A 20,164-nucleotide genomic window follows, 5' to 3' on the forward strand; every position below is an offset into this window, starting at 1 on the left:
CATGTTGTTCCCAATTACTTCCCGTTCAATTCGATGCCTACAAACGGATTCTCATCACGGTTTGCCGGGAAGATAAAGTTGGAGATCTTCTTCTGATACACCGCTGTTTTCTTAATATAAGAGATCGGAACAATTGCCGATTGCTCCTGAAGTGTTTTCAGGATGGAGCCGTAGAGCTCCTGGCGTTTCGTCTCGTCTGTAGATGACAGTGCTGCATGCACTTGGTCATCCAATTCCTTTTTCATCGGCAATGCACTCAGGGTCTCGGAAATGCCGAATCCAGGGCTCGCTACAACGTTAATGAAGGAATGTGGATCATACGGCGCCCCGTAGTTGTACCAGAAATACAGGTCGAAATCGTTGGCTTTCAGACGCTTGATCTGTACGGTCAGTTCCAACCCCGTAAGGTTAACTTTCACCCCAAGCTCGCTCCATTCAGCCTGAATCGTTTCTCCCATTGCCTTCTGGATTGGATCTGTTTTATCAAAAATCATCTCGAATTCAAGCGGCTGACCATCTTTCTCCCGTACTGTACCTCCTGCTGGAAGCTTCCAGCCAGCTTCATCGAGCAATGCTTTGGATTTCTCCACATCATATGTGATTGGTTCCAGGTCTACATTGGTGTATGGATAGTTTTTGGACAGTACTGTATCGGCTGGTTCTTCCAAACCGGAAGTGACTCCTTCAACCATCGCTTTCTTGTTAAAGCCTTGCTGTAGCGCCATCCGTACTCTGACATCAGATAGCTTCGGATTGGACGAGTTCAGCAACATGCTGCGCGTCCCTACCGGATCAGACAATTGCGTTACATACTTATCGTTGTCACGTAGCTGTTGGAACGCATCCAGACTGATTACACCTTCACCGTAGATCAGGTCGAGATCACCTTTTTCAAAGGCAAGTACACGCGTTTCACCGTCAGGAATAATCTTGACTGTAATCTGCTCCACCTTCGGTGCTGTTCCCCAGTAGTTCGGGTTGCGCTTGAAGACGGCATATTCATCCTGCTTGTAATCAGCCAGCATCCACGGGCCAGTACCTACAGGCTCTTTGATGCCTACGGACGTATCACCATCAGCCGGGAATCCGGCTTCGCCTAGGAAGCGGAACGGACGAACGACAGACAAGTCCTGCAGCACAGGGTAGTACGGCTCGGTGAGAGTCATGCGGAAGGTGTTGTCATCCACAACCTCTGTTTTGTCTAAGACGCCTACAATGCCTAACCAGCTGTGGGTATCTTTATGTTTCATAATCGCATCAAAATTCTTCTTCACGATCTCGGCATTAAATGGTGTACCATCTGAGAACTTCACACCTTGGCGAAGCTTGAATGTGTACTCTTTGCCGTCATCGGAGATCGTCCATGACTCCGCGAGAGCAGGTGCCAGTTTACCGTCCTTCTGGTAACTGATCAGTGGCTCATACAGCATGGATTGGGCAAACAATTGCGATGGGTTATACGTATGCGGATTCATCGTACCGATATCACGTGGCCATGACATCGTAATCTCGTTCGCAGAAGCGGCTTGATCCGAACCGGCAGAAGAGGAGTCCGAGCCACTTCCAGTATTACTGCAACCCACGATGACCAGCAGCAATACTAACGTTGTTGCCAGCATGAGGGTAGAAAATTTGCGATTTTGTACAGACATAGTTGGAGAACCCCTTTTCTCTATTTTATGATAATGATTATCATATTCATCCATTAAGAATATGCAGGCGCCTTCTTTTTGTCAACAAAATTCGACATCCATCAGCATATCCCCACACATGCCAAAGAAACCCTTCCTGCAAGAGGAAGAGTTTCTTGGTCTGAACCCAGGTATTTTTAACCGAAAGAAACTGTACATTGGGCTGTTATTTCTTGCTTATCGCCCGGATATCATCCAAGTACAACGTACCCGAAACAGGCTGGCTTGGATCACTCGCATTAATATAGATAGAGAACTCCTGAATGTTCTTGGCCTTAACCGCATCAAATGCAGCACCAGCATTGGCCGTATCCCAAGGCGCAGGCTTAAATTCACTGAACGGAATCTCGACCCACCCAGCCTCTGTCCCAGCAAGTGAAGGATACGCCTCGAACGATACACCGCTTGCTTTCACCTGCAATACGAGCTTCTGCCCTTTGCCGTCTGGTGCAAGCCACAGTCTCAGCGTATCCCGATCCGACCAGTCCACGCCGTCCATCACACGAGTTATCCCGCCATACCCGGAACTACTCAGCGCATAGTCATACTGTAAACCATACTCTCCTGCACCCTTCTGATCCGGAGTTAGCTTAATTGTAATCTTATCCCCCTGTGCATTAGGGGTGTAGGCATTGCTGAGCGTGGTGTCATTGCCTGCATAACTCTCATAATCATCTACCAGGTCTTTATCGAAGATAGGCTCTGGTTTCACATGAATCAATTGAATATTATCCACATAGATTGGGCCTGTGTATTGCAAACCACTGCCTACAATCGATAGCATCATGGATGTAGCTGCGGCTGACTTCTCGGGATTATCCAGCACAATTTCGCCGGTATATTTCCCGTAATTTACACCATCCACCGTTACCTTCTCTAGATCGCTTAAGGCCACGGCATTACTGATGTTATACTTCGTATCCCAATCATCCGGCAACGTGGCTGTTGCATATATTGATGGCGTACTGCTCACACCAGCACTCAGCGGAACATACATATCTAGCGTCACTTTGCTGACATCAGCCAGCTTCACCTTCTGTGCGATGGCATCCAGCGTCAGCTTCAGCTCCTGCCAGGTATGTGTCCCATCCTCAAACTTGGCGTTGATCTTCAACATACCGCTGCCATTGAATTCAGCCTGCTCCACAGAGGTAATTTCCGCCTGATAAGCCCCGCCACTGGATACCCCGTTCGTATCACTATCGAAGGTATACGTATATAATCTGCTCGCATCAAAATTAAAGTTAACGACAACCTCATCTTGCATCACAATCTTATCGTCTACATATGCCTTCACGTGCAGTTTCACACTCTGTTGATCCAGCTCTGAATCCGGACGCCAAGCAGCCGTATAATAGTTGTCTTGCGCCCCCAATATCATCTCGTGTTCTTCCGTCTCCTGCCCCACGGTGTAGACCACTCGATCTGCTGATTGTCCAAGCACCCGTGCACGTACCGTCACCTCGTTCTCCTTGATCTGCTGTTGGTTCAACGGGGAGACAATATTCAACCTCGGCGCGTTCGGCTGAGTAGACACATTCAGGCTATAGACGGCTTGCAGTCGGTCATTGAATGCTGTATACGGTGCATTGTACAACTTCACAAAGTCATCTAATAGCTCGTGATTACCAAGCCCGCCTGGTGCATTGCGATACGGCACGAAGACCTGATCCGCCTCAAAGTTAACCCATGTTAACATGTACGCCAGCCGTTTGGCATCGGGATCGGACTCTAGTGCCTTGAGAAGGTTCGTAAACCAAGCTTTATCATGGTTGCCGGAAATCTTCATGCCTTTGGTGCTATACCCGAACTCACTGAGGGTTGCTACTTTATTTTTGCTGTCCGCAATCCTTGAGATCATCGCAGCATCCTGCACCAATTTGGTAAACCATCCTTCTGAGCCCTCTGCTGAACCGTAGATATCGAACCCAAGGATATCCACATAGTCATCACCCGGATATGTCTTCAGGTATTCGCTCTCGTTGCCACTGAAGAACCCATTTGGCGAGAACGCGTACAGGAAGTTATCCACGCCTTTGGTATCTCTTAGATACTCCACGGTATAGCGATATAGCTGCACATACTGCTCCTTCGACGTAAACGCAGCCCCCCACCAGAACCAGTTCCCGTTATTTTCGTGGAATGGACGGAAGATAACCGGAATGTCATTGCCCTGATCATCCGATAACTGATGAGCTAGATCCGCAATCTGATCGAGATAGATGTTATATTCAGCGTTTTTATCCCCGCCAGGTAAAATGTGAGATACCACCGAACCGCTTGTATCATAGAAGTCATTTCCTGTCACAAAATTTTTCATATGTGCACTAAGGGTTACAATACCACCCCTCTCATATGCCTTCTTCATAACTGCCGCAAGCTTGGCTGTGTTCTCTTCTGGGCTGGCGTCCAATGATCCTGGCTTCTCATTCCCTTCCAGACTTAATGTATCCCAGCCGAATACCGCAGGAAACGCACCTACATCGTTAAACACATCCGATTGTGTACCATCGTTCGCTGTAATGGTTACCCCTTCTGTTGTAGCATGTTGTTGTCCGAATAAAATAGCTTCGCCGCGCACATTGTTCAAGTATGCAAACAATGATTTGGTGGCTGGTGAAGCCTGTTCATCCACCAGCTTCACTGGGCTCAGGTCAAAAGCAGATGTATCAATTGGCGTTTGATTATGATCAGGCGTGACACCCGAACCTGGATTAGACGGACTCGTTGGATTGGTCGGCGTCGTTGTGCCACCGCCTGAATTGCCACCGGTATTACCATCCGAGCCGCCACTTCCACCCCCATTGCCAGGGTTACTTACGCCACCACTGCCATTTCCACCATTATTCCCAGTACTACTACCACCATTGCTGCTGTTATTCACGGTTCCTGAAGCTGCCCCTGTATCCGAACCGGTCTGTGCCAGCCATGTATCTTGCGTGACAGCCTTTCCATTCAGAAGCACATCGTCAGCCTGGATATCCACTTTACTCACCTTGCCTGTTCCCGTTACAGAGGTACCCTTTGCTGCCTTGGTCATATGCAACTCTCCCACACTGGAACCACTGTCCAGTTGTAATGTAGTCCGGGCCAATAGTTGAGCGGAGCGCACTACTGTTCCCGAACCTAATGCAACGATTGCTGGACGCTCCACATGGAGCTGCTCTGCTGTCGTGGTACCTGTCAGCTCAAGTCGCACCTCGCCCTCACGACGATCAACAAAAACATTGTCCAAAACGGAATCCGTAACAGTTACAGAGTGCGTACCTCCACCCTGAATGTATGTGGCACCCTTGACCGTAACCTTGGATAGATCAACCTCTCCTTCACGAACGCCCGGAGCAATATATAAATTGCCGTTAATGACAACATCACTCAGTTTGATCCCATTTTGGTTGATAACCACATTACCTTGGATCACTCGACCTGCTGATGTATCCATCGAATTAATCACGGGTGCCAACTCATCCAACCAGGACAGCATTTCAGCTCGGGTCAGCGCACCATCCGGTTTAAATGATCCATCCGGATATCCTTCAATAACACCGGATAAGACACGAACCGATTCACGAGCATAGCTGCGGATATCCGACTCATCCAAGAAAGACGTGGATGACTCTGTTCCTCCTGTTACCTTCTCCAGTCCAAAGGCACGAACGAGTAATACCGCTGCATCTTCACGGGTAATCTCCTGATCAGGCTTGGCTGTATTATTAGGGTATCCCTGATAATATCCTGCTTCACGGGCGATAGACAGAGCGGAAGCATACCAGTTACCTGCTTGCACATCCGCAAAGGATTCTTCTTGATCCAAGACGTAATATCCAAAGATTGTATTGATAGCGTTTACAAATTCACTTCTGCTAACATGCTGATCCGGTCGAAATGAACCATCCGGGTACCCACTGACCCATCCTGCGGTTAACCATTTATTGATTAGTGGCTCAGCCCAATGTCCTGACCATTCCGCAGCGGACTGCACTGCATTTACACGGTTGCCACCAACCTCACCCTCTACGTTCGCATCTGCAAATGCAGGTAATGCTGTTGATCCAAGTAATACTACACTGAGTGCTGTACGCATAACGACCTGTGCCTTCTTCATCGCTCTATCTCCTCCTCGGTTGTGGTGCACGAATACTGCTGATCTTATTATGAAAAACTCCTCTGTTCTGCTGGTCTGGAGAGACACATCGAAAATCGAGCAATACCATTTAGAACTTAGATTCCGTCTATTCTCCAGACAACAGAACAATCACCTACAGGTTCAGGAACGCCTGCAACGTTCGATCAGATAAACGCGGGATATACTCATGACCATACTCGTGATAAACAAGCAGCTCCTTGGATGACTGAATCCGGTTGTACACGGCAAACTGAGTGGACGGTGGACAGATCGTGTCCGCAAGCCCAGTTACGAACAGCACCTTAGCCTGAATTCGATCTGCCAGATTAGAGATGTCGATATACCCGAGTCTGGAGAAGATAGCGTCCTCCCGCTCATGATTGGGGTCAAATAACCGGAAATAATACACCAGCTCTTCATAAGCTGAACTTGCGGCACCTAGCTCCCAGGCATGTCGATAATCCGATAAAAAAGGATATACTGGCACCGCCAGCTTCACGCGCGGTTCAAGGGATGCACAAGCTGTGGCTAATGCCCCACCTTGAGAACAGCCATACACACCCACACGTTCTTCATCGACGTGTTCCATAGACATCAGAATGCGTACCGTCTGCACGGTATCAAGGAAAACATTACGGAAATACAGCTTATCCGGATTAGGATCATCGATGCCCCGGATGATGTGTCCACGAATGGTTGTACCTTTCACTTGCAGGTTGTCCTCGGAAAGCCCGCCCTGTCCACGGCAGTCCAAAGCGAGTACCGTGATGCCATGGGCAGCGTAAGCAATCTTGTCAAACCAGTCGCCGCTATCACTAGAATATCCGTGAAACATAGCCATGGCTTGCCCTTTGGCATCAGCGGATGCAGCCATAGGCCGAACCAGCTTACCATGTATGCGTGCGCCACCTACACCTGTGAAATACAGGTGGAAGCACTCTGCAAGCGGTGATGTAATGTCCGCGGGCACCAGTTCATATTCGAGCGATTGCGCGTCTAGCTCTGCGAGGGCACGGCTCCAATAAGCATCGAAATCATCCGGTTTCGGACTGCTCCCGTTGTATTTTTTCAATTGTTCTAACGTTGTCTCACCCATCTGTCCCTCTCCATTCATATAAGTACAAGTTCATAAGCAAACTTCTTGAAATACATCTATTAGCGTAAAGAAAAGACGCATATGAGGATATCGCTGAGATTCATCTTCACATACGCCTTCGACTTGCGCTCTAACCTATACTTCCATTCTGAAAATCTGTCATGCTCGTCCAGCACATTGAACGAGCATTGAACATGTTCCAATTCACATGCTCACACCTGCGTGGGAATGCCTTGATAAAACTGCTGGATTACCCGCTCTGCAGGCTTGCCATACACGCCATAACCATCATCAGTCAAAGCATCCTTCTCTGCGTATAAATGCGCACTCCAATCCCACAGTCCGAATCCACGTACCCAATGGCGCTGACTTACATGCCGGAACATAGCTTCATAGAAACGCGACTGTTCTTCGCTACTCACTTCACCTGCTAGTCCCCAATCGTTCGGCACCTGTGCCGAGCCACTACGGCTGGGGCATCCAGCTTCTGCGAAGAAGAAAGGTTTGCCATAAGGAGCAATCTCCCGTTCGATACGATCGAGCTGTGCCTCCCAATCCCCGATGGGATAGTAGCCACTGGAAGAGATCACGTCCACGGCATCCCACCATTTCACATGCCCTTCCTGATATTTATCCGTGTTGTACGACACTAGGCCTGTATACACCTCGCGTACAGCCGCAATGACATCACGCCACTCCTGATCTCGACGCTCAGACTGCACCATCTCACAGCCAACGATGAACATCTCACACTTCTCCTGCTCTGCAATGGCTGCATAGTGCTGCTGAAATGCAGTGTAACTACGGAACCAATCCTTCCATTTCGGCTCACAGGGCACATCGATATCAAAAAAATTAATATGCGCACGCCATGTACCGTCCGTACAGTTAACCGTTGGCTTCAGAATAACCTGCAACCCAAGGGTACGGGCATATCGAATCATATCGACTAATTCGTCATCTTCGACCAGATGGTCGCCTCGATACTTCACTTCCACAGCTTGTGGATGATCCTGATATGCCGCCAGTGCAAAAATAACATGTGAACTGCCTGTTCGCTCAGCCAGTAGACGCAAAGATTCTTTTGCTTCCGGCTTACGAAAAGCTCCCTTGCCACTCATCCAACCAAATGTAAATCCCTTGATGTAATCCATATGCATTGCTAAGGTAAAGCCCCTCTCATGTCAATTACAGCTTGCCTTCCTCAAGATCTCCAGCGATAACCTCATCCGTCTCAATCACATAATTCACAATCTCATCGACAGTTGTGTAAGCTACGCCAACATATGTATCGGCTGCGCCATAATAGATTGCGATACGTCCAGTCTCGGCGTCATGCAATGTTGCGCACGGGAAGACCACGTTATCAACAAAACCTTGCTCCTCATACCATTGCTCCGGCGTTAACACAAAGTTAGATGAACGATATTTAACTTTGGACGGCTCATCCAGATCCAGAATAACCGCACCCATGCTATATACAAAACCATTGCAAGTTCCCGTTACCCCATGGTAGAACATCAGCCAGCCTTCAGACGTCTCAATCGGTGCAGGCCCGCCGCCGATCTTGACGGATTGCCACCAACCTTGGCCGCCTTTGCTCATGACGTGACGATGTTTGCCCCAATATACGAGATCCGGACTTTCGCTGAGGAAAATATCTCCGAACGGTGTATGTCCGCTATCACTTGGTCTGGACAGCATCACATAGTTATCATTGATTTTCCGCGGGAACAACACACCATTGCGGTTGAACGGCAGCATCGGATTTTCCAGACGTACAAACGTTTTGAAATCATCTGTCTTCGCGAGTCCCAGAGCGGCACCGTAGAAATCTGTACACCAGATGATGTAATACGTATCCTCTACCTTCACCAGACGCGGGTCGTAGGCATAGTTCGGCATGAACGGATTACCGTCCTCATCGACAAAAGCAATGCGTTCCTCTTCAATTGTCCATGACAATCCGTCTTCGCTGGAGCCCATGTGCAGATGCGGACGACCATTAATGGTCTCAGCGCGGAATACGCCGATGAACTTCCCTTCATATGGAACCACGGCACTGTTGAAAATACGGGCAACACCCTTCACCGGATTCCGTGGTATAACCGGATTCGCCGAGTGTCTCCACACCGGTGCATCCAGACCCTCCGGTTTATCTTCCCACGGCATGTTTGGCAAAGCGTCCCCAACAATGTGTACCTTTTTCGTTTCAGCAACTGTCATTTCTCATTTCTCCCTTCGAATTTTATTTAACTGAACCTTGCGCGAAGCCGTTGTAGATGTATTTCTGGAGCATCAGGAAGATGATCATGGTTGGAACAATGGCGATCATAATACCGGCGCTAATAACCTCCCACTGTGATCCGAAGGGCCCCTTGAACTTGAACAAGGCGGTGGATATAACTTGCAAACTGTCCTTCGGCATATACAGGAACGGTGTATAGAAGTCATTGTAGATGTTCACGCCTTTGACGATAATGACCGTTACGATTGCTGGCTTCAGCAATGGCAGGATAATCTTCCAATAGATTGTGAAGTATGAAGCCCCGTCCAGCATCGCGGATTCATCGAGTGAGTTGGAGATGGAGCCCAGGAATTGCAGGAAGATGTATACGGCAATGATATCTGTACCCAGATACATCACAATAGCTGCCCAGCGTGTATTGAACAGGTCGAGGGCGTTAATGATCTGGAACGTGGCGACTTGTGTCGTTACGCTTGGAATCAGGGTAGCCAGCAGGAATGCAGCAACCATAATTTTTTTGCCCTTAAATTTGAATCGATCCAGTACATACGCAATCATGGAGCCGGTTAAGGTTGCACCCACGATCGAGATGAGAAGGATAATAATTGTATTTTTGAAACCAACGAGCATATTGCCGTCCACAAACGCTCTGGAATAGTTGGCAAAGTTCAGCCAGTCAGCTGGCGGTGTAAGCGGGCTGGTAGTCGCATATTCAGCATTGGTCTTGAGGGATGCGAACAGGATCACCACGATGGGCAGAAGCGCAATAAACGCTGCGAGAATTAGCGAAGCATACTTAACGATGCTTGCAAGTGTGTATTTGACTTGGTGCACGTTTATTCATCTCCTTTCATGGTGACACGCTGAACGAGCGTAACGAGAATAACGATCAGAAGCAGCACAACGGCCATGGCTGATGCGAGTCCCAGTTTGCCGTACTTAAAGGCCAGATGAACCGTCTGGATAACAAAGGTCATACTGCCGTTGGAACCATCAGTCATAATATATGGAATATCGAACGCACTGATTGCGCCGCTAATCGCCAAAATCAGATTGAGCTGCAGGATGCGAGTAATACTCGGCAGGATAATATGGCGGAACTGTTGCCAACGGTTGGCACCGTCAATATCCGATGCTTCGTATACATCTTTCGGGATGGAAGAAATGGCACCCAGGAAAATAATAAAGTTGAATCCCATGTATCTCCATACGGATGCACCTGCGAGAGATACGTTAATGATGTTCGGATTACCGAGCCATAGCTGGGTGTATTGTCCAAGTCCAACGGCTTGCATGATGGTATCGAGTGTACCGTCCGGTTTGAAGAAGAACAGAAAGATGAATCCGATCGCAACACCATTTAACAAGTAAGGGAAGAATAAAATGCCTTTGAAAAAGTTTTTACCACGGACTTTGAAGCTTAGTATCGTTGCAAAATAAAGCGCCAGACCCATCTGTACAAACGTGGCTACGAAATAGTACAGGCTGACAATAAATACTTTAAAGTACTCGGGGTCTTTGAAAATTCGGGTATAGTTCTCAAAACCGACGTAGTCAAATCGTTTACTGTATCCATTCCAGTCCGTAAAGCTGTACTTGAACATGTTGATAACAGGCAAGTAGGCAAACGTGAACAACAGTGCCAGCGGAATGATCGAGAAGGCACATATAATAAATATGCGTTGCGCTGAGTAGCCCCAGTTGGATAACTTCAAGTATTTCATGCTCTCCACACCTCCAAGCGGTTCTACCGCTTTGTATCAAAAACTCTCTATAATATGCGGAATAACTGCGGGGAGCGGTTTATAGAAAAACGGCCTTTAAGTTTCTCGGTGCCAATCCTTAACCGTATACTCCCCACAGTACATCTGCTATTCTTACACTTGCCTTGTTTTAAACGCTCGTTCAAAAAGGGCGGTTTTCAGTACCGAGAAGATGGGATGAAGATAGAAATGGAGTAGCGGAGCGTAGATTAAGCTACGTGAGCAACGGACATTTCGGCTGAATCCCATATTCGACGCTGAGATGCCGCAAGGCATCCTTCGTAATCAAAAGCGGACTTTATTGCGCGACTTCTGCACGTGCTTTTACCCACTTGTCATTGAGGTCTTTCATGATGTCGTCATACGACTCACTACGGTTGCCGATGGCTGCTTCGATAATGCGTTTCTTGAAGTCAGGCTGCCAGAGACCGATCTCAGCTTCGTTGTCGATTTTGTCCATCAGTCCTTCTTGACCCTCTTTGGCAGGAGTCAGCGTAGAGAATTGTACATCTTTGTATTGATCCAAGATTGGTGGCGGTTCAGCGCTCTTGTCTGCACTCATACCTCCACCCTGTTCAACTGCATAATTGGACTTCTCAAGGAACCAGTCAATCCATGCTTTGGCAGCAGGTTTGTTCTCGCTGTTCACGTTCATACCGATGTTGTAATCGGCTGACAACGGAACAATGACATCACTAGCATTCGTAGGGAACGGCAAGAAGCCAATATCGTCTGGCTTGTCTGTCAACCCTTGAATCTGTGTAATTGCCCATGAACCCAGCGCCATCGTTGCGATTTTGCCATTAGCCAAGTCGGCTTTGGAGCTTTCCCAGTCTGTCGTCGTTGGATCTTTCTCGATCAGACCACTCTTCGCTGCATCATACAGTACTTTGTACAACTCATAGTGCGGCTGCCCAGCAACAAAGTTATCATCCGTATTCGGTTGATCCACATTGACGTAATCTACACTACCGGCAACGGTTGGCAGATCAGCTTCCCATTGCGTAAGCGCCCAGCCAGAAGCATAGTTCGTATAGAGTGGAATCGCATCCGTGTTGTCTTTCACCAATTGAAGCGCTGCCTGGAATTGTTCAGGCGTCTTAGGTACTTCAGCGATACCTGCATCTTTGAATACTTGTTTGTTATAGATAATGCCGGAGAAGGTGATGACCGTAGGAATACCATACACTTGACCATCCACCATACGCTCTTCGATCGCTGTGTATTTATCTTTCAATTCATCGTAAGTACCGAGCGGTTCAAAAAAGTCTGGGATATCAGCGATAGGAACACTCGTCGGAATCATCAGTACGTCACCGTAATCCTTGGTGCTCATCCGAATTTTCACTTGTCCCTCGTAGTCCGCCAGAGCCTGGAAGTTTACTTTCACATCCGGATACTCCTTGTTGAACTCAGCTGCGTAATCCTTGAATACGGTATCAACAATATCTGTACGTTGCGTCAGCACGGTGATTTCGCCTTTGATATCCGCCGGATCCGTACTAATCTCCTCTCCCGCTTGTGGAGATCCACCTCCCGATGAACATGCAGCAAGTAGCGAAGTAATGAGCAGCATTGTCAGCAGCATCATCCAGCCTTTGTTTTTTCTCAATTGTTTCGACCCCTTTCATGAATCTGTTAAGTTATCGTTAAGGTTACAAGTTCGATTCTATTATGGTAACGCTTACCTGTCAATTGATTTATTTCATATCTTTTATCAAAAATTTAAACCCCGATCCGTTGACAAGCAAAATTCAGCGCACTAATATTAACGTATAAAGTTAACGATAACCTAATTCATTTATTTTTTATATTTTGCATGCTATTGAAGGAGCGCTCTGAATGACTGTAAATATGATTCAGCTTCAATCCGAGATAACGGAGCATTGGGAACAGAAGATTCTACCTTTCTGGTCTAGTCTGAAGGATACAACGAACGGTGGGTTCTACGGTTGGGTGGGTAACGACCTTCAAGTCGATCGTCAGGCACCGAAGGGCGGGATTGCTACGGCACGGCAGCTCTGGTCGTTTGCCGCAGCCTATCGTGTAACCGGTCAAGACATCTGGCGCGATCACGCCGAACACGCTTATCGTTTTCTCGCAGACCATGTGATAGATCCGGAGCATGGCGGGATGTATTGGATGGTTGATGCTGTAGGAAATCCACTGGACACAAGCAAACATGTCTATACGCAATCGTTCGGTGTGTACGCATTGAGTGAGTACTACCGAGCAACCGGAGATAATTCAGCACTGGATCTTTCGAAAACGCTTTTTTCCCTAATTGAGACGAAGGGATTGCACGCAGATATACCTGCCTACAGGGAACAATTCGATCGATTTTGGAATGAACAACCGAATGAAATGTTAAGCGAAAACGGGGTCATTGCGGATTATACGATGAATACACATATCCATGTGTTAGAAGCCTATACCACCCTCTATAGGGTGTGGCCGGATGCACAAGTGAAGGCGGCGTTGGAGCGCCTGCTCGCTATTTTGTATGAACGTGTATATGACCAGGATACGAAGTTTCTCGGTGTATTTTTCAACAAACAGTGGGAATCCATCATTGACCTACGCTCGTTCGGACACGACATTGAAGCAAGCTGGCTGATTGACGATGCCCTGAACGTGCTGGGACTTGAACAACATCCCGCATATGCGCGGATGGTTACCGATATCGCCTACAATATCTCGAACATCGCTGTGCAAGCGGATGGCTCACTGATGAATGAACAAGAGGGCGAGCATGTCGATGAGACGCGGATCTGGTGGGTTCAGGCCGAAGCGATGGTTGGTTTCTATAACGCATATCAGCGCACGGGTGATCCACAGTTTCTAGAGAGAGCCGAGCGGCTGTGGGCCTACACCAAAGAACACATTGTTGACCATCGCGCAGGTGGGGAATGGCACTGGTCGGTTGACGGAAACGGCACACCCGATCAGCACGAGGTTGCTGGGCCATGGAAATGCCCGTATCACAACAGCCGATTTTGCATTGAACTAATTGAGAGGATGGGATAAGCATGATACACCCGAAATACAATGAGCTATTGGAGAAACAGGAGCAGCTACTATCACGTTCTAATGAAATCGATTCGTCCTTCTATAACGGCGTATATGATCGGTACCTTTACCCCGTAATCACCCGCCATCATGTGCCTTTGCACTGGAGATTTGATCTAAATGAAACGACCAATCCACATTTCATGGAGCGTCTGGGCATCAATGCAACATTGAATCCGGGAGCCATCTATTTCAATGGCAAATACGTCATGGTGATCCGGACTGAAGGGCTTGATCGCAAGTCGATCTTCGCGCTTGCCGAAAGTGATAACGGGATTGATGGTTTTCGGTTTACGGGCAAGCCGTTAGTTTGGGAAGATATCGATAAGGACGAGACCAATCAATACGATATGCGACTCGTTCAGCATGAGGATGGCTGGATTTATGGTATCTATTGCTCAGAACGCAAAGACCCGGATGCCCCTGCTTTCGATACATCCAGTGCGGTCGCTCAAGCTGGACTTGTACGTACTCGTGATCTGGTAAGCTGGGAACGCCTGCCTAACATTACAACGAACTCCCCTCAGCAGCGAAATGTCGTGCTACATCCCGAGTTCGTTGGTGGTAAATACGCCTTCTATACTCGTCCACAGGACGGATTTATCTCAACAGGCAGCGGTGGCGGCATTGCCTTCGGTCTATGTGATGACATCTTAAATCCCGTTATTGATGAAGAAACCATCATTGATGAGCGTAAGTATCACACCGTCTATGAAGTCAAAAACGGACAGGGCCCTGCCCCAATCAAAACAGATCGTGGCTGGATTCATATTGCACATGGTGTGCGTAATACGGCAGCTGGCTTACGTTATGTGCTGTACACTTTTGCCACAGATCTAGCTGATCCAGCTAAAATTATCGCTAAGCCAGGCGGACATTTCATCGCACCTTATGACGACGAGCGTGTAGGCGATGTATCCAATGTCATTTTCTGCAATGGTGCTGTCGTTAATGAGAAGAACGAAGTCTTTATCTATTACGCGTCCAGTGATACCCGTTGTCATGTGGCAACAACAACGCTGGAACAACTGGTCGATTACACATTCAACACACCTGCTGATCCGTATCGTTCTCTGGACTGTGCTATCCAACGTGCTGATCTGATCGAACAGAATGAGAAGCTTCTACATGTTGTTCAAAAGTAAGCTTCAGATTACCGCACTTCTACAGGAGCAATAAACTTCATATGGATGCAACCGTGTTCATGGGAACGCAATTTATGCTAAAAATCGTAAAAATAACAGACGGAATTGCTTTATTCGAAGGAAGTAACAGGGTATACTAGTATGGATTGTTATTATGTTTAAGTGAACGAAACCTCATAATGACAGCACATTGTACTTAGACCAGCTTGAAGGAGGCGACCAAAGCTGAAGAACAATATCACCATGCGGGATATCGCCGACAGGCTCGGGGTCAGCAGTGTGACCGTCTCGAAAGCGTTGAATGATAAAGATGGTGTCAGTGACGAATTAAAAGAAAAGATTAAGGTGCTTGCCGTAGAGATGGGCTATCGGTATAATGCCACTGCCCGCTCCATGAAGGAAGGCCTAACTCATAATATCGGGGTAATTATCCCCGAACGATTTACCGGACCTACGCAATCGTTCTATGTACGCGTGTTCCAACGCATCACAAGGCACTTAGAGGATCAAGGCTACTACGGCATTCTGCACATTCTCAATGAAGAGGATGAAGAAGGATTAACGTTGCCGAAGCTGTACAGTGACAATAAGGTCGATGGCTTCATCGTGCTCGGCCAGATCAGCAAAGAGTACATTGAACTGGTGCGCTCGATGGATGTTCCCAAGATGTTCCTCGACTTCTACGATGAGCATTCTGATATCGATTCTGTTGTAACCGATAACTTCTATGCTGCTTACGAACTGACGAATGTTCTGGTACAACAAGGACATCGCAGTATTGCTTATGTGGGTAATCTATACTCCACCAGCAGTATTCAAGATCGTTTCCTCGGGTATTACAAATCACTCTTGGAGCATCGCATGCCGATGAACCCTGACCTCATCCTGAATGATCGGGACGAACGCGGGACGTTCATCGAGATCGATCTGCCTGACTCATTGCCTACAGCTTTTGTCTGCAACTGTGATCAGGTCGCTCACCTGCTTGTTCAGAAGCTGACATCGTTGGGCATTCAGGTGCCTCAGCAATGCTCTGTCGTTGGATTCGATAACGATATCTATGCCCTGCTCTCCGAACCAAAACTGACAACCGTTGAGGTGGATGTAGAACAGATGGCACGTACTGCTGTTCAGTCGATGCTGAAGAAGGTCGACAACCCGAACCGCAATTTCGGCCGCGTGCATGTGAAGGGCAACATCATCTATCGGGATTCCATTAGTGCCGCGCCTGAAACTCTGGAGATGCAATCGCCAACTTCGATATAAAAGATAAAAAGTGCTTCCGGCCATAGTGGCTGGGAGCACTTTTTTTGTTTAGTGAGTTCATATATTCTCTTGATTACGCGCGGAGATATCTTTGGTTTGTACTTTGGAATGGAAATATTCTAAATCTCACATTGACTAATCATTGCAGCAAGTCTAAATTAGGTATATGAATCTCATATTAACAATAATAGTATATATTGGATTTTAATTTAAATTTAATATTTTATTACATACTTCAATCTAATTAGCATAGAGCCAATCCCAATTTCATGTAAAGAGAAGGAGAACAAGGTTAGTGGCGAAAAAACTAGTTATTCTACCCCGTTGGTTCAAGAGCTTGTTAAAACAGAACAAATTACATTTATGTGCATTACTTCTTTTGCTTATCGTTATTGGTGTTTGTGAGACAATCACTCCAATCATCATTCAAAGATTTATAGATAACGCAACAACAAGTGCAGAGGTCTTGCAGCTTTTTCAGTTAGCCATTAGTTTTCTAGTCATTACTTTTCTTAATTATGTATTGAAAATACTAAATGCGTATTACTCCAATAGAGTAACCTGGAACATTTGCGAAGAAATTCGTATTACATGCCTTAATAGAATGAAACATTACGACAAAGCTTTTGAACAAAAATACGGTGTTGGCAAAATAATGGATTACCTCTCAACAGACATTTCGGAAATTAATTATTTTATTACCAGAACATTATTGCCCACAATTATAGATGCGGTTACTATGCTTGCGATTGTTATCGTAGTTGTTAATGAAAGCTTATTTCTAGGCCTGTTCTTTATCACTTACTTTAGTTTTGCAGCCTTTGTTATTTATAGAACACAAAATAAAAAAAGCAATGTGTTGGGCAAAGAAAGAGCTGTTGAATCTGAGATTTCAAGTCTGATCAATGAAATTGTATTAGCAAGGAAGGAAATCAAAGCCATGAACGGAGTTAATGCTTTCACATCCAAGCTTGCTTCTTCTATGGACGGATTATTTCCTTACAAATTAGCTTCGCAAAAGTATATATATACGATTTGGATTATTTCTCTATTTTTTATTTCATTAACTAATGTATTAGCTTTGGGATTAGGCGGGACACTCTATTTCTTTGGGGTTATTTCTCTAGGCACCGTATATTTGGTTTACAACTACAGTCAACAACTCAAGCAACCTCTTGAGTCCATACAGTATCATATCAATAATTATCTACTCGTAAAGCAAGCTATGAGTAGGTTGACTGATATTTTGGAATATCAAAGTAGTGTATCTCAAGGGCATCATCATTTACCTGATGGATTAGTTAGTGTAGCTGTAAAGCAGTTAAAGTTTTCCTACGACGACGACAAGTCCGTACTAGAAAATATTAACTTCACTCTTGAGGCCGGTGAATCTATGGGGATTATCGGTGTCTCTGGCAGTGGGAAAAGTACGCTAAGTTTGTTGCTAACCAAGCAACTACCTTGCCCTAATCATAGTGTGTATATCTCTGGCGTTGATATCAATGAATTAAGTTTGACAGAGGTCCAGAGACATATTTGTCTGATGAGCATTAACGATAAGTTATTTGAAGGTTCATTAAAAGATAACCTAACTTTATTTGATGATAGGATCTCAGATCACCAGGTACTGCACTTCATAGAAAAGTATAAATTCAAGCAAATAAGCCCTTATTTTAAACAGTTTGAGCAAAATGAATTGCTACACAAAAAAATAGATTTACAGGAATTGTCGGTAGGTGAGAAACAGTTAATTTATCTTTTTAGGTTGGTTTTTAAACCAAAAAAACTAATGATCTTCGATGAGGCGTTATCTAACATTGATGAGAAAATCGAATATTATTTCTTTGATATTCTGAAGGAAATCAGTGAGGATACGACTTTAATTATGATTTCACATAACGTTGAGCGACTGAGAAATTGCAACAATATCATTGTTATGGAAAAAGGGAAGGTCATTGCGAACGATAAAGCACACACTGTATTAGATAGACTTGATAGACAACGGTATGGTTTGCATTTGTCAGGGGGAGAAGCATGAGTAGTACAAAGGATTCTATTAATAAGTCGCTTCTTTTAATCACGCCTAAGCAATACACAATTACTTTTATATTGGGGTTAGTTAGTAGTCTGATCCCTCTATTACTCGGTTGGGTTATTAAAATTGTATTTGATCAATTAAATAATAATCATTTCAAGTCTTTGTCATTACTATTGTTCGTCATTTTACTTCTCATTGTGCTTCAAAATTTCTTATTCTACCGACTGGGCTTACTTGAAACCAAGATTCGTTTTCAAGCAAGCAAAACGATGGTGGTCTCTTTCATCAATAGAATTTTACTTAACGAAAATAAAGCAGATGTAACAGCCTCAACCGCATTAACAATAACTAACAGCGATTTCAAATTAGTTGAATACAAGCTATGCAGCATACTGGAATTGGTAAATAAGATCATATTTTTTATCGTAGCTTTAATGATCATGTGGACGATTAATTGGAGATTAACATTGTATTCGATCCTTCCGCTTGTCTTGTTTAATATCGGCATTTATTTTGTCAGAAACAAATGGAAAGATAAGTTTGCAGATAATCGTACGGCCGCTCTTAACTATCAACAATTTGAACATGACGTTATGTCCAATAGGGATACGTATAAGTATCTGGATCAAGAGAATTTACTGAGTAATCGATTGAAATGGTTGGGGAAGAAAAGTTTATCCACCCAGTTGAAACAAACTCTGTTCTCCTTCTCTATTACTACAGGGGTTACATTTGTTAATTACCTAAGTATCTTTGTCGTCTTAATGCTGTCTATTCGTTATCTAAAAAGTGGCGAGCTCTCCATTGGTGACCTTACACTCTTTATTAGTTATATTGGCTTTGGATTTGCTTATCTAGACTTATTTGCAGCCGTACTGAATTCACATAAACAAACCGAGCATATTGTAAATAAAGTTGATCATTTGGTTGAAAACAGTAACCTAGGTACCTTTAGCAAACTAAAAGTCGGTTATCAAGACAACACAATAGAGCACCACTCGCATTTAATTCTTAGAAACTTTGCAATGAATTCAAATCATGAGCCCCTCCCCAATTTAGTTATCCCAAAAGGTTCTTTAGTAGTCATCTCTGGAGAAACGGGGATGGGGAAATCCACGTTCATCAATGCTCTCTTAGGCTTCTCATCATATAGTGGTCAAATCATTGTGGATGGGACAATTGTGGACAATTTATCAAAGTATCAAATAGGGGTCGTACCTCAGCGCTATAACTTATTCAATTTACCTCTAATCGATAACATTACTCTTCTAAAAAATGCGGATCAGGCTCAACCAGCACTTCATATTGCCAACATAAAAACAGACCGTATTTTTAATATTTCTGATGAACAATATTTGGGCGTCTCAGGTAATATGATTTCAGAAGGTCAAAGGCAGCGTGTGGCCATCGCCAGAGCTGTTCATCATGGTAAGGATTTTCTCATGTTGGACGATGCATTCAGTTATCTTGATAAAAACAATAGATATGAAATTTTCGAAAAGATAAGAAATACGAAAGCGACCAAATTTATTATCTCGAATGATATGAATTTCAAGAGTAAAGCAGATATTCTTCTTAAGGTGCATGAAAGGAATGTTGTATTAGTAGGAGACCTAAATTAAGGTGTAATCTCGCCATGAGTCAGATTCATACGTGCACGGTCGTAAGAATAAACAAGCTACCTCGCCAAGAACTGCGGGGTAGCTTGTTTGCGGCTCACCA

The 20,164-nt window shown here is 45.4% G+C and carries 13 protein-coding genes; 5 read left to right on the forward strand and 8 right to left on the reverse strand.

What is annotated here, in order from left to right; all coding sequences use genetic code 11:
• Positions 1-14: 14 nt before the first annotated feature.
• The 8 genes from nikA to V6W81_RS27790 all read right to left on the reverse strand — a co-directional run bounded on the left by nikA (position 15) and on the right by V6W81_RS27790 (position 12,536).
• Positions 15-1,652 (reverse strand): nickel ABC transporter substrate-binding protein, encoded by a 1,638-nt coding sequence (nikA, locus tag V6W81_RS27755; protein WP_338541024.1) that lies wholly within the window; start codon positions 1,650-1,652, stop codon positions 15-17.
• 205 nt (positions 1,653-1,857) lie between these two features.
• Entirely contained in the window at positions 1,858-5,796 is a 3,939-nt protein-coding gene (locus V6W81_RS27760; protein WP_338541025.1) for a glycosyl hydrolase, read from the reverse strand.
• 154 nt (positions 5,797-5,950) lie between these two features.
• Positions 5,951-6,913, reverse strand: a complete 963-nt coding sequence (locus V6W81_RS27765) for an acetylxylan esterase (RefSeq protein WP_338541026.1) — start codon at positions 6,911-6,913, stop codon at positions 5,951-5,953.
• A 212-nt stretch (positions 6,914-7,125) separates the two neighbouring features.
• Positions 7,126-8,067, reverse strand: coding sequence for a glycoside hydrolase family 113 (locus V6W81_RS27770; RefSeq protein WP_338544072.1), 942 nt, complete (start codon positions 8,065-8,067; stop codon positions 7,126-7,128).
• Positions 8,068-8,101: 34 nt separating this feature from the next.
• On the reverse strand, positions 8,102-9,139 hold the full coding sequence (locus tag V6W81_RS27775; RefSeq protein ID WP_338541027.1) for a glycoside hydrolase family 130 protein: 1,038 nt from the start codon (positions 9,137-9,139) through the stop codon (positions 8,102-8,104).
• Between the two features lie 22 nt (positions 9,140-9,161).
• Complete coding sequence (locus V6W81_RS27780; RefSeq protein WP_145044724.1) at positions 9,162-9,995, reverse strand: carbohydrate ABC transporter permease; 834 nt, start codon at positions 9,993-9,995, stop codon at positions 9,162-9,164.
• Positions 9,996-9,997: 2 nt separating this feature from the next.
• Positions 9,998-10,885: a carbohydrate ABC transporter permease gene (locus V6W81_RS27785; protein WP_056703492.1), complete on the reverse strand. Its 888-nt coding sequence runs from the start codon at positions 10,883-10,885 to the stop codon at positions 9,998-10,000.
• A 337-nt stretch (positions 10,886-11,222) separates the two neighbouring features.
• Positions 11,223-12,536: an ABC transporter substrate-binding protein gene (locus V6W81_RS27790; protein WP_338541028.1), complete on the reverse strand. Its 1,314-nt coding sequence runs from the start codon at positions 12,534-12,536 to the stop codon at positions 11,223-11,225.
• Between the two features lie 242 nt (positions 12,537-12,778).
• Here V6W81_RS27790 and V6W81_RS27795 point away from each other — a divergent pair, with 242 nt between their 5' ends.
• From V6W81_RS27795 to V6W81_RS27815, 5 genes are all read left to right on the forward strand, one after another.
• Positions 12,779-13,951: an AGE family epimerase/isomerase gene (locus V6W81_RS27795; RefSeq protein ID WP_338544073.1), complete on the forward strand. Its 1,173-nt coding sequence runs from the start codon at positions 12,779-12,781 to the stop codon at positions 13,949-13,951.
• 2 nt (positions 13,952-13,953) lie between these two features.
• Positions 13,954-15,138 carry a glycoside hydrolase family 130 protein gene (locus tag V6W81_RS27800; protein WP_239291163.1) on the forward strand — a complete coding sequence of 395 codons (1,185 nt, stop codon included), beginning with the start codon at positions 13,954-13,956 and terminating at the stop codon, positions 15,136-15,138.
• 279 nt (positions 15,139-15,417) lie between these two features.
• On the forward strand, positions 15,418-16,404 hold the full coding sequence (locus V6W81_RS27805) for a substrate-binding domain-containing protein (protein WP_338541029.1): 987 nt from the start codon (positions 15,418-15,420) through the stop codon (positions 16,402-16,404).
• 295 nt (positions 16,405-16,699) lie between these two features.
• Positions 16,700-18,442, forward strand: coding sequence for an ABC transporter ATP-binding protein (locus tag V6W81_RS27810; RefSeq protein WP_338541030.1), 1,743 nt, complete (start codon positions 16,700-16,702; stop codon positions 18,440-18,442).
• Positions 18,439-20,064, forward strand: coding sequence for an ABC transporter ATP-binding protein (locus V6W81_RS27815; RefSeq protein WP_338541031.1), 1,626 nt, complete (start codon positions 18,439-18,441; stop codon positions 20,062-20,064). Before V6W81_RS27810 ends, V6W81_RS27815 begins: the two co-directional genes overlap by 4 nt.
• Positions 20,065-20,164 lie beyond the last annotated feature (100 nt).

The organism is Paenibacillus tundrae (assembly GCF_036884255.1).
Lineage (GTDB): Bacteria > Bacillota > Bacilli > Paenibacillales > Paenibacillaceae > Paenibacillus.

Coding starts and splice junctions, on each gene's coding strand:
- nikA (WP_338541024.1), bottom strand. CDS start 1,652: ATGTCTGTACAAAATCGCAAATTTTCTACCCTCATGCTGGCAACAACG.
- V6W81_RS27760 (WP_338541025.1), bottom strand. CDS start 5,796: ATGAAGAAGGCACAGGTCGTTATGCGTACAGCACTCAGTGTAGTATTA.
- V6W81_RS27765 (WP_338541026.1), bottom strand. CDS start 6,913: ATGGGTGAGACAACGTTAGAACAATTGAAAAAATACAACGGGAGCAGT.
- V6W81_RS27770 (WP_338544072.1), bottom strand. CDS start 8,067: ATGGATTACATCAAGGGATTTACATTTGGTTGGATGAGTGGCAAGGGA.
- V6W81_RS27775 (WP_338541027.1), bottom strand. CDS start 9,139: ATGACAGTTGCTGAAACGAAAAAGGTACACATTGTTGGGGACGCTTTG.
- V6W81_RS27785 (WP_056703492.1), bottom strand. CDS start 10,885: ATGAAATACTTGAAGTTATCCAACTGGGGCTACTCAGCGCAACGCATA.
- V6W81_RS27795 (WP_338544073.1), top strand. CDS start 12,779: ATGATTCAGCTTCAATCCGAGATAACGGAGCATTGGGAACAGAAGATT.
- V6W81_RS27800 (WP_239291163.1), top strand. CDS start 13,954: ATGATACACCCGAAATACAATGAGCTATTGGAGAAACAGGAGCAGCTA.
- V6W81_RS27815 (WP_338541031.1), top strand. CDS start 18,439: ATGAGTAGTACAAAGGATTCTATTAATAAGTCGCTTCTTTTAATCACG.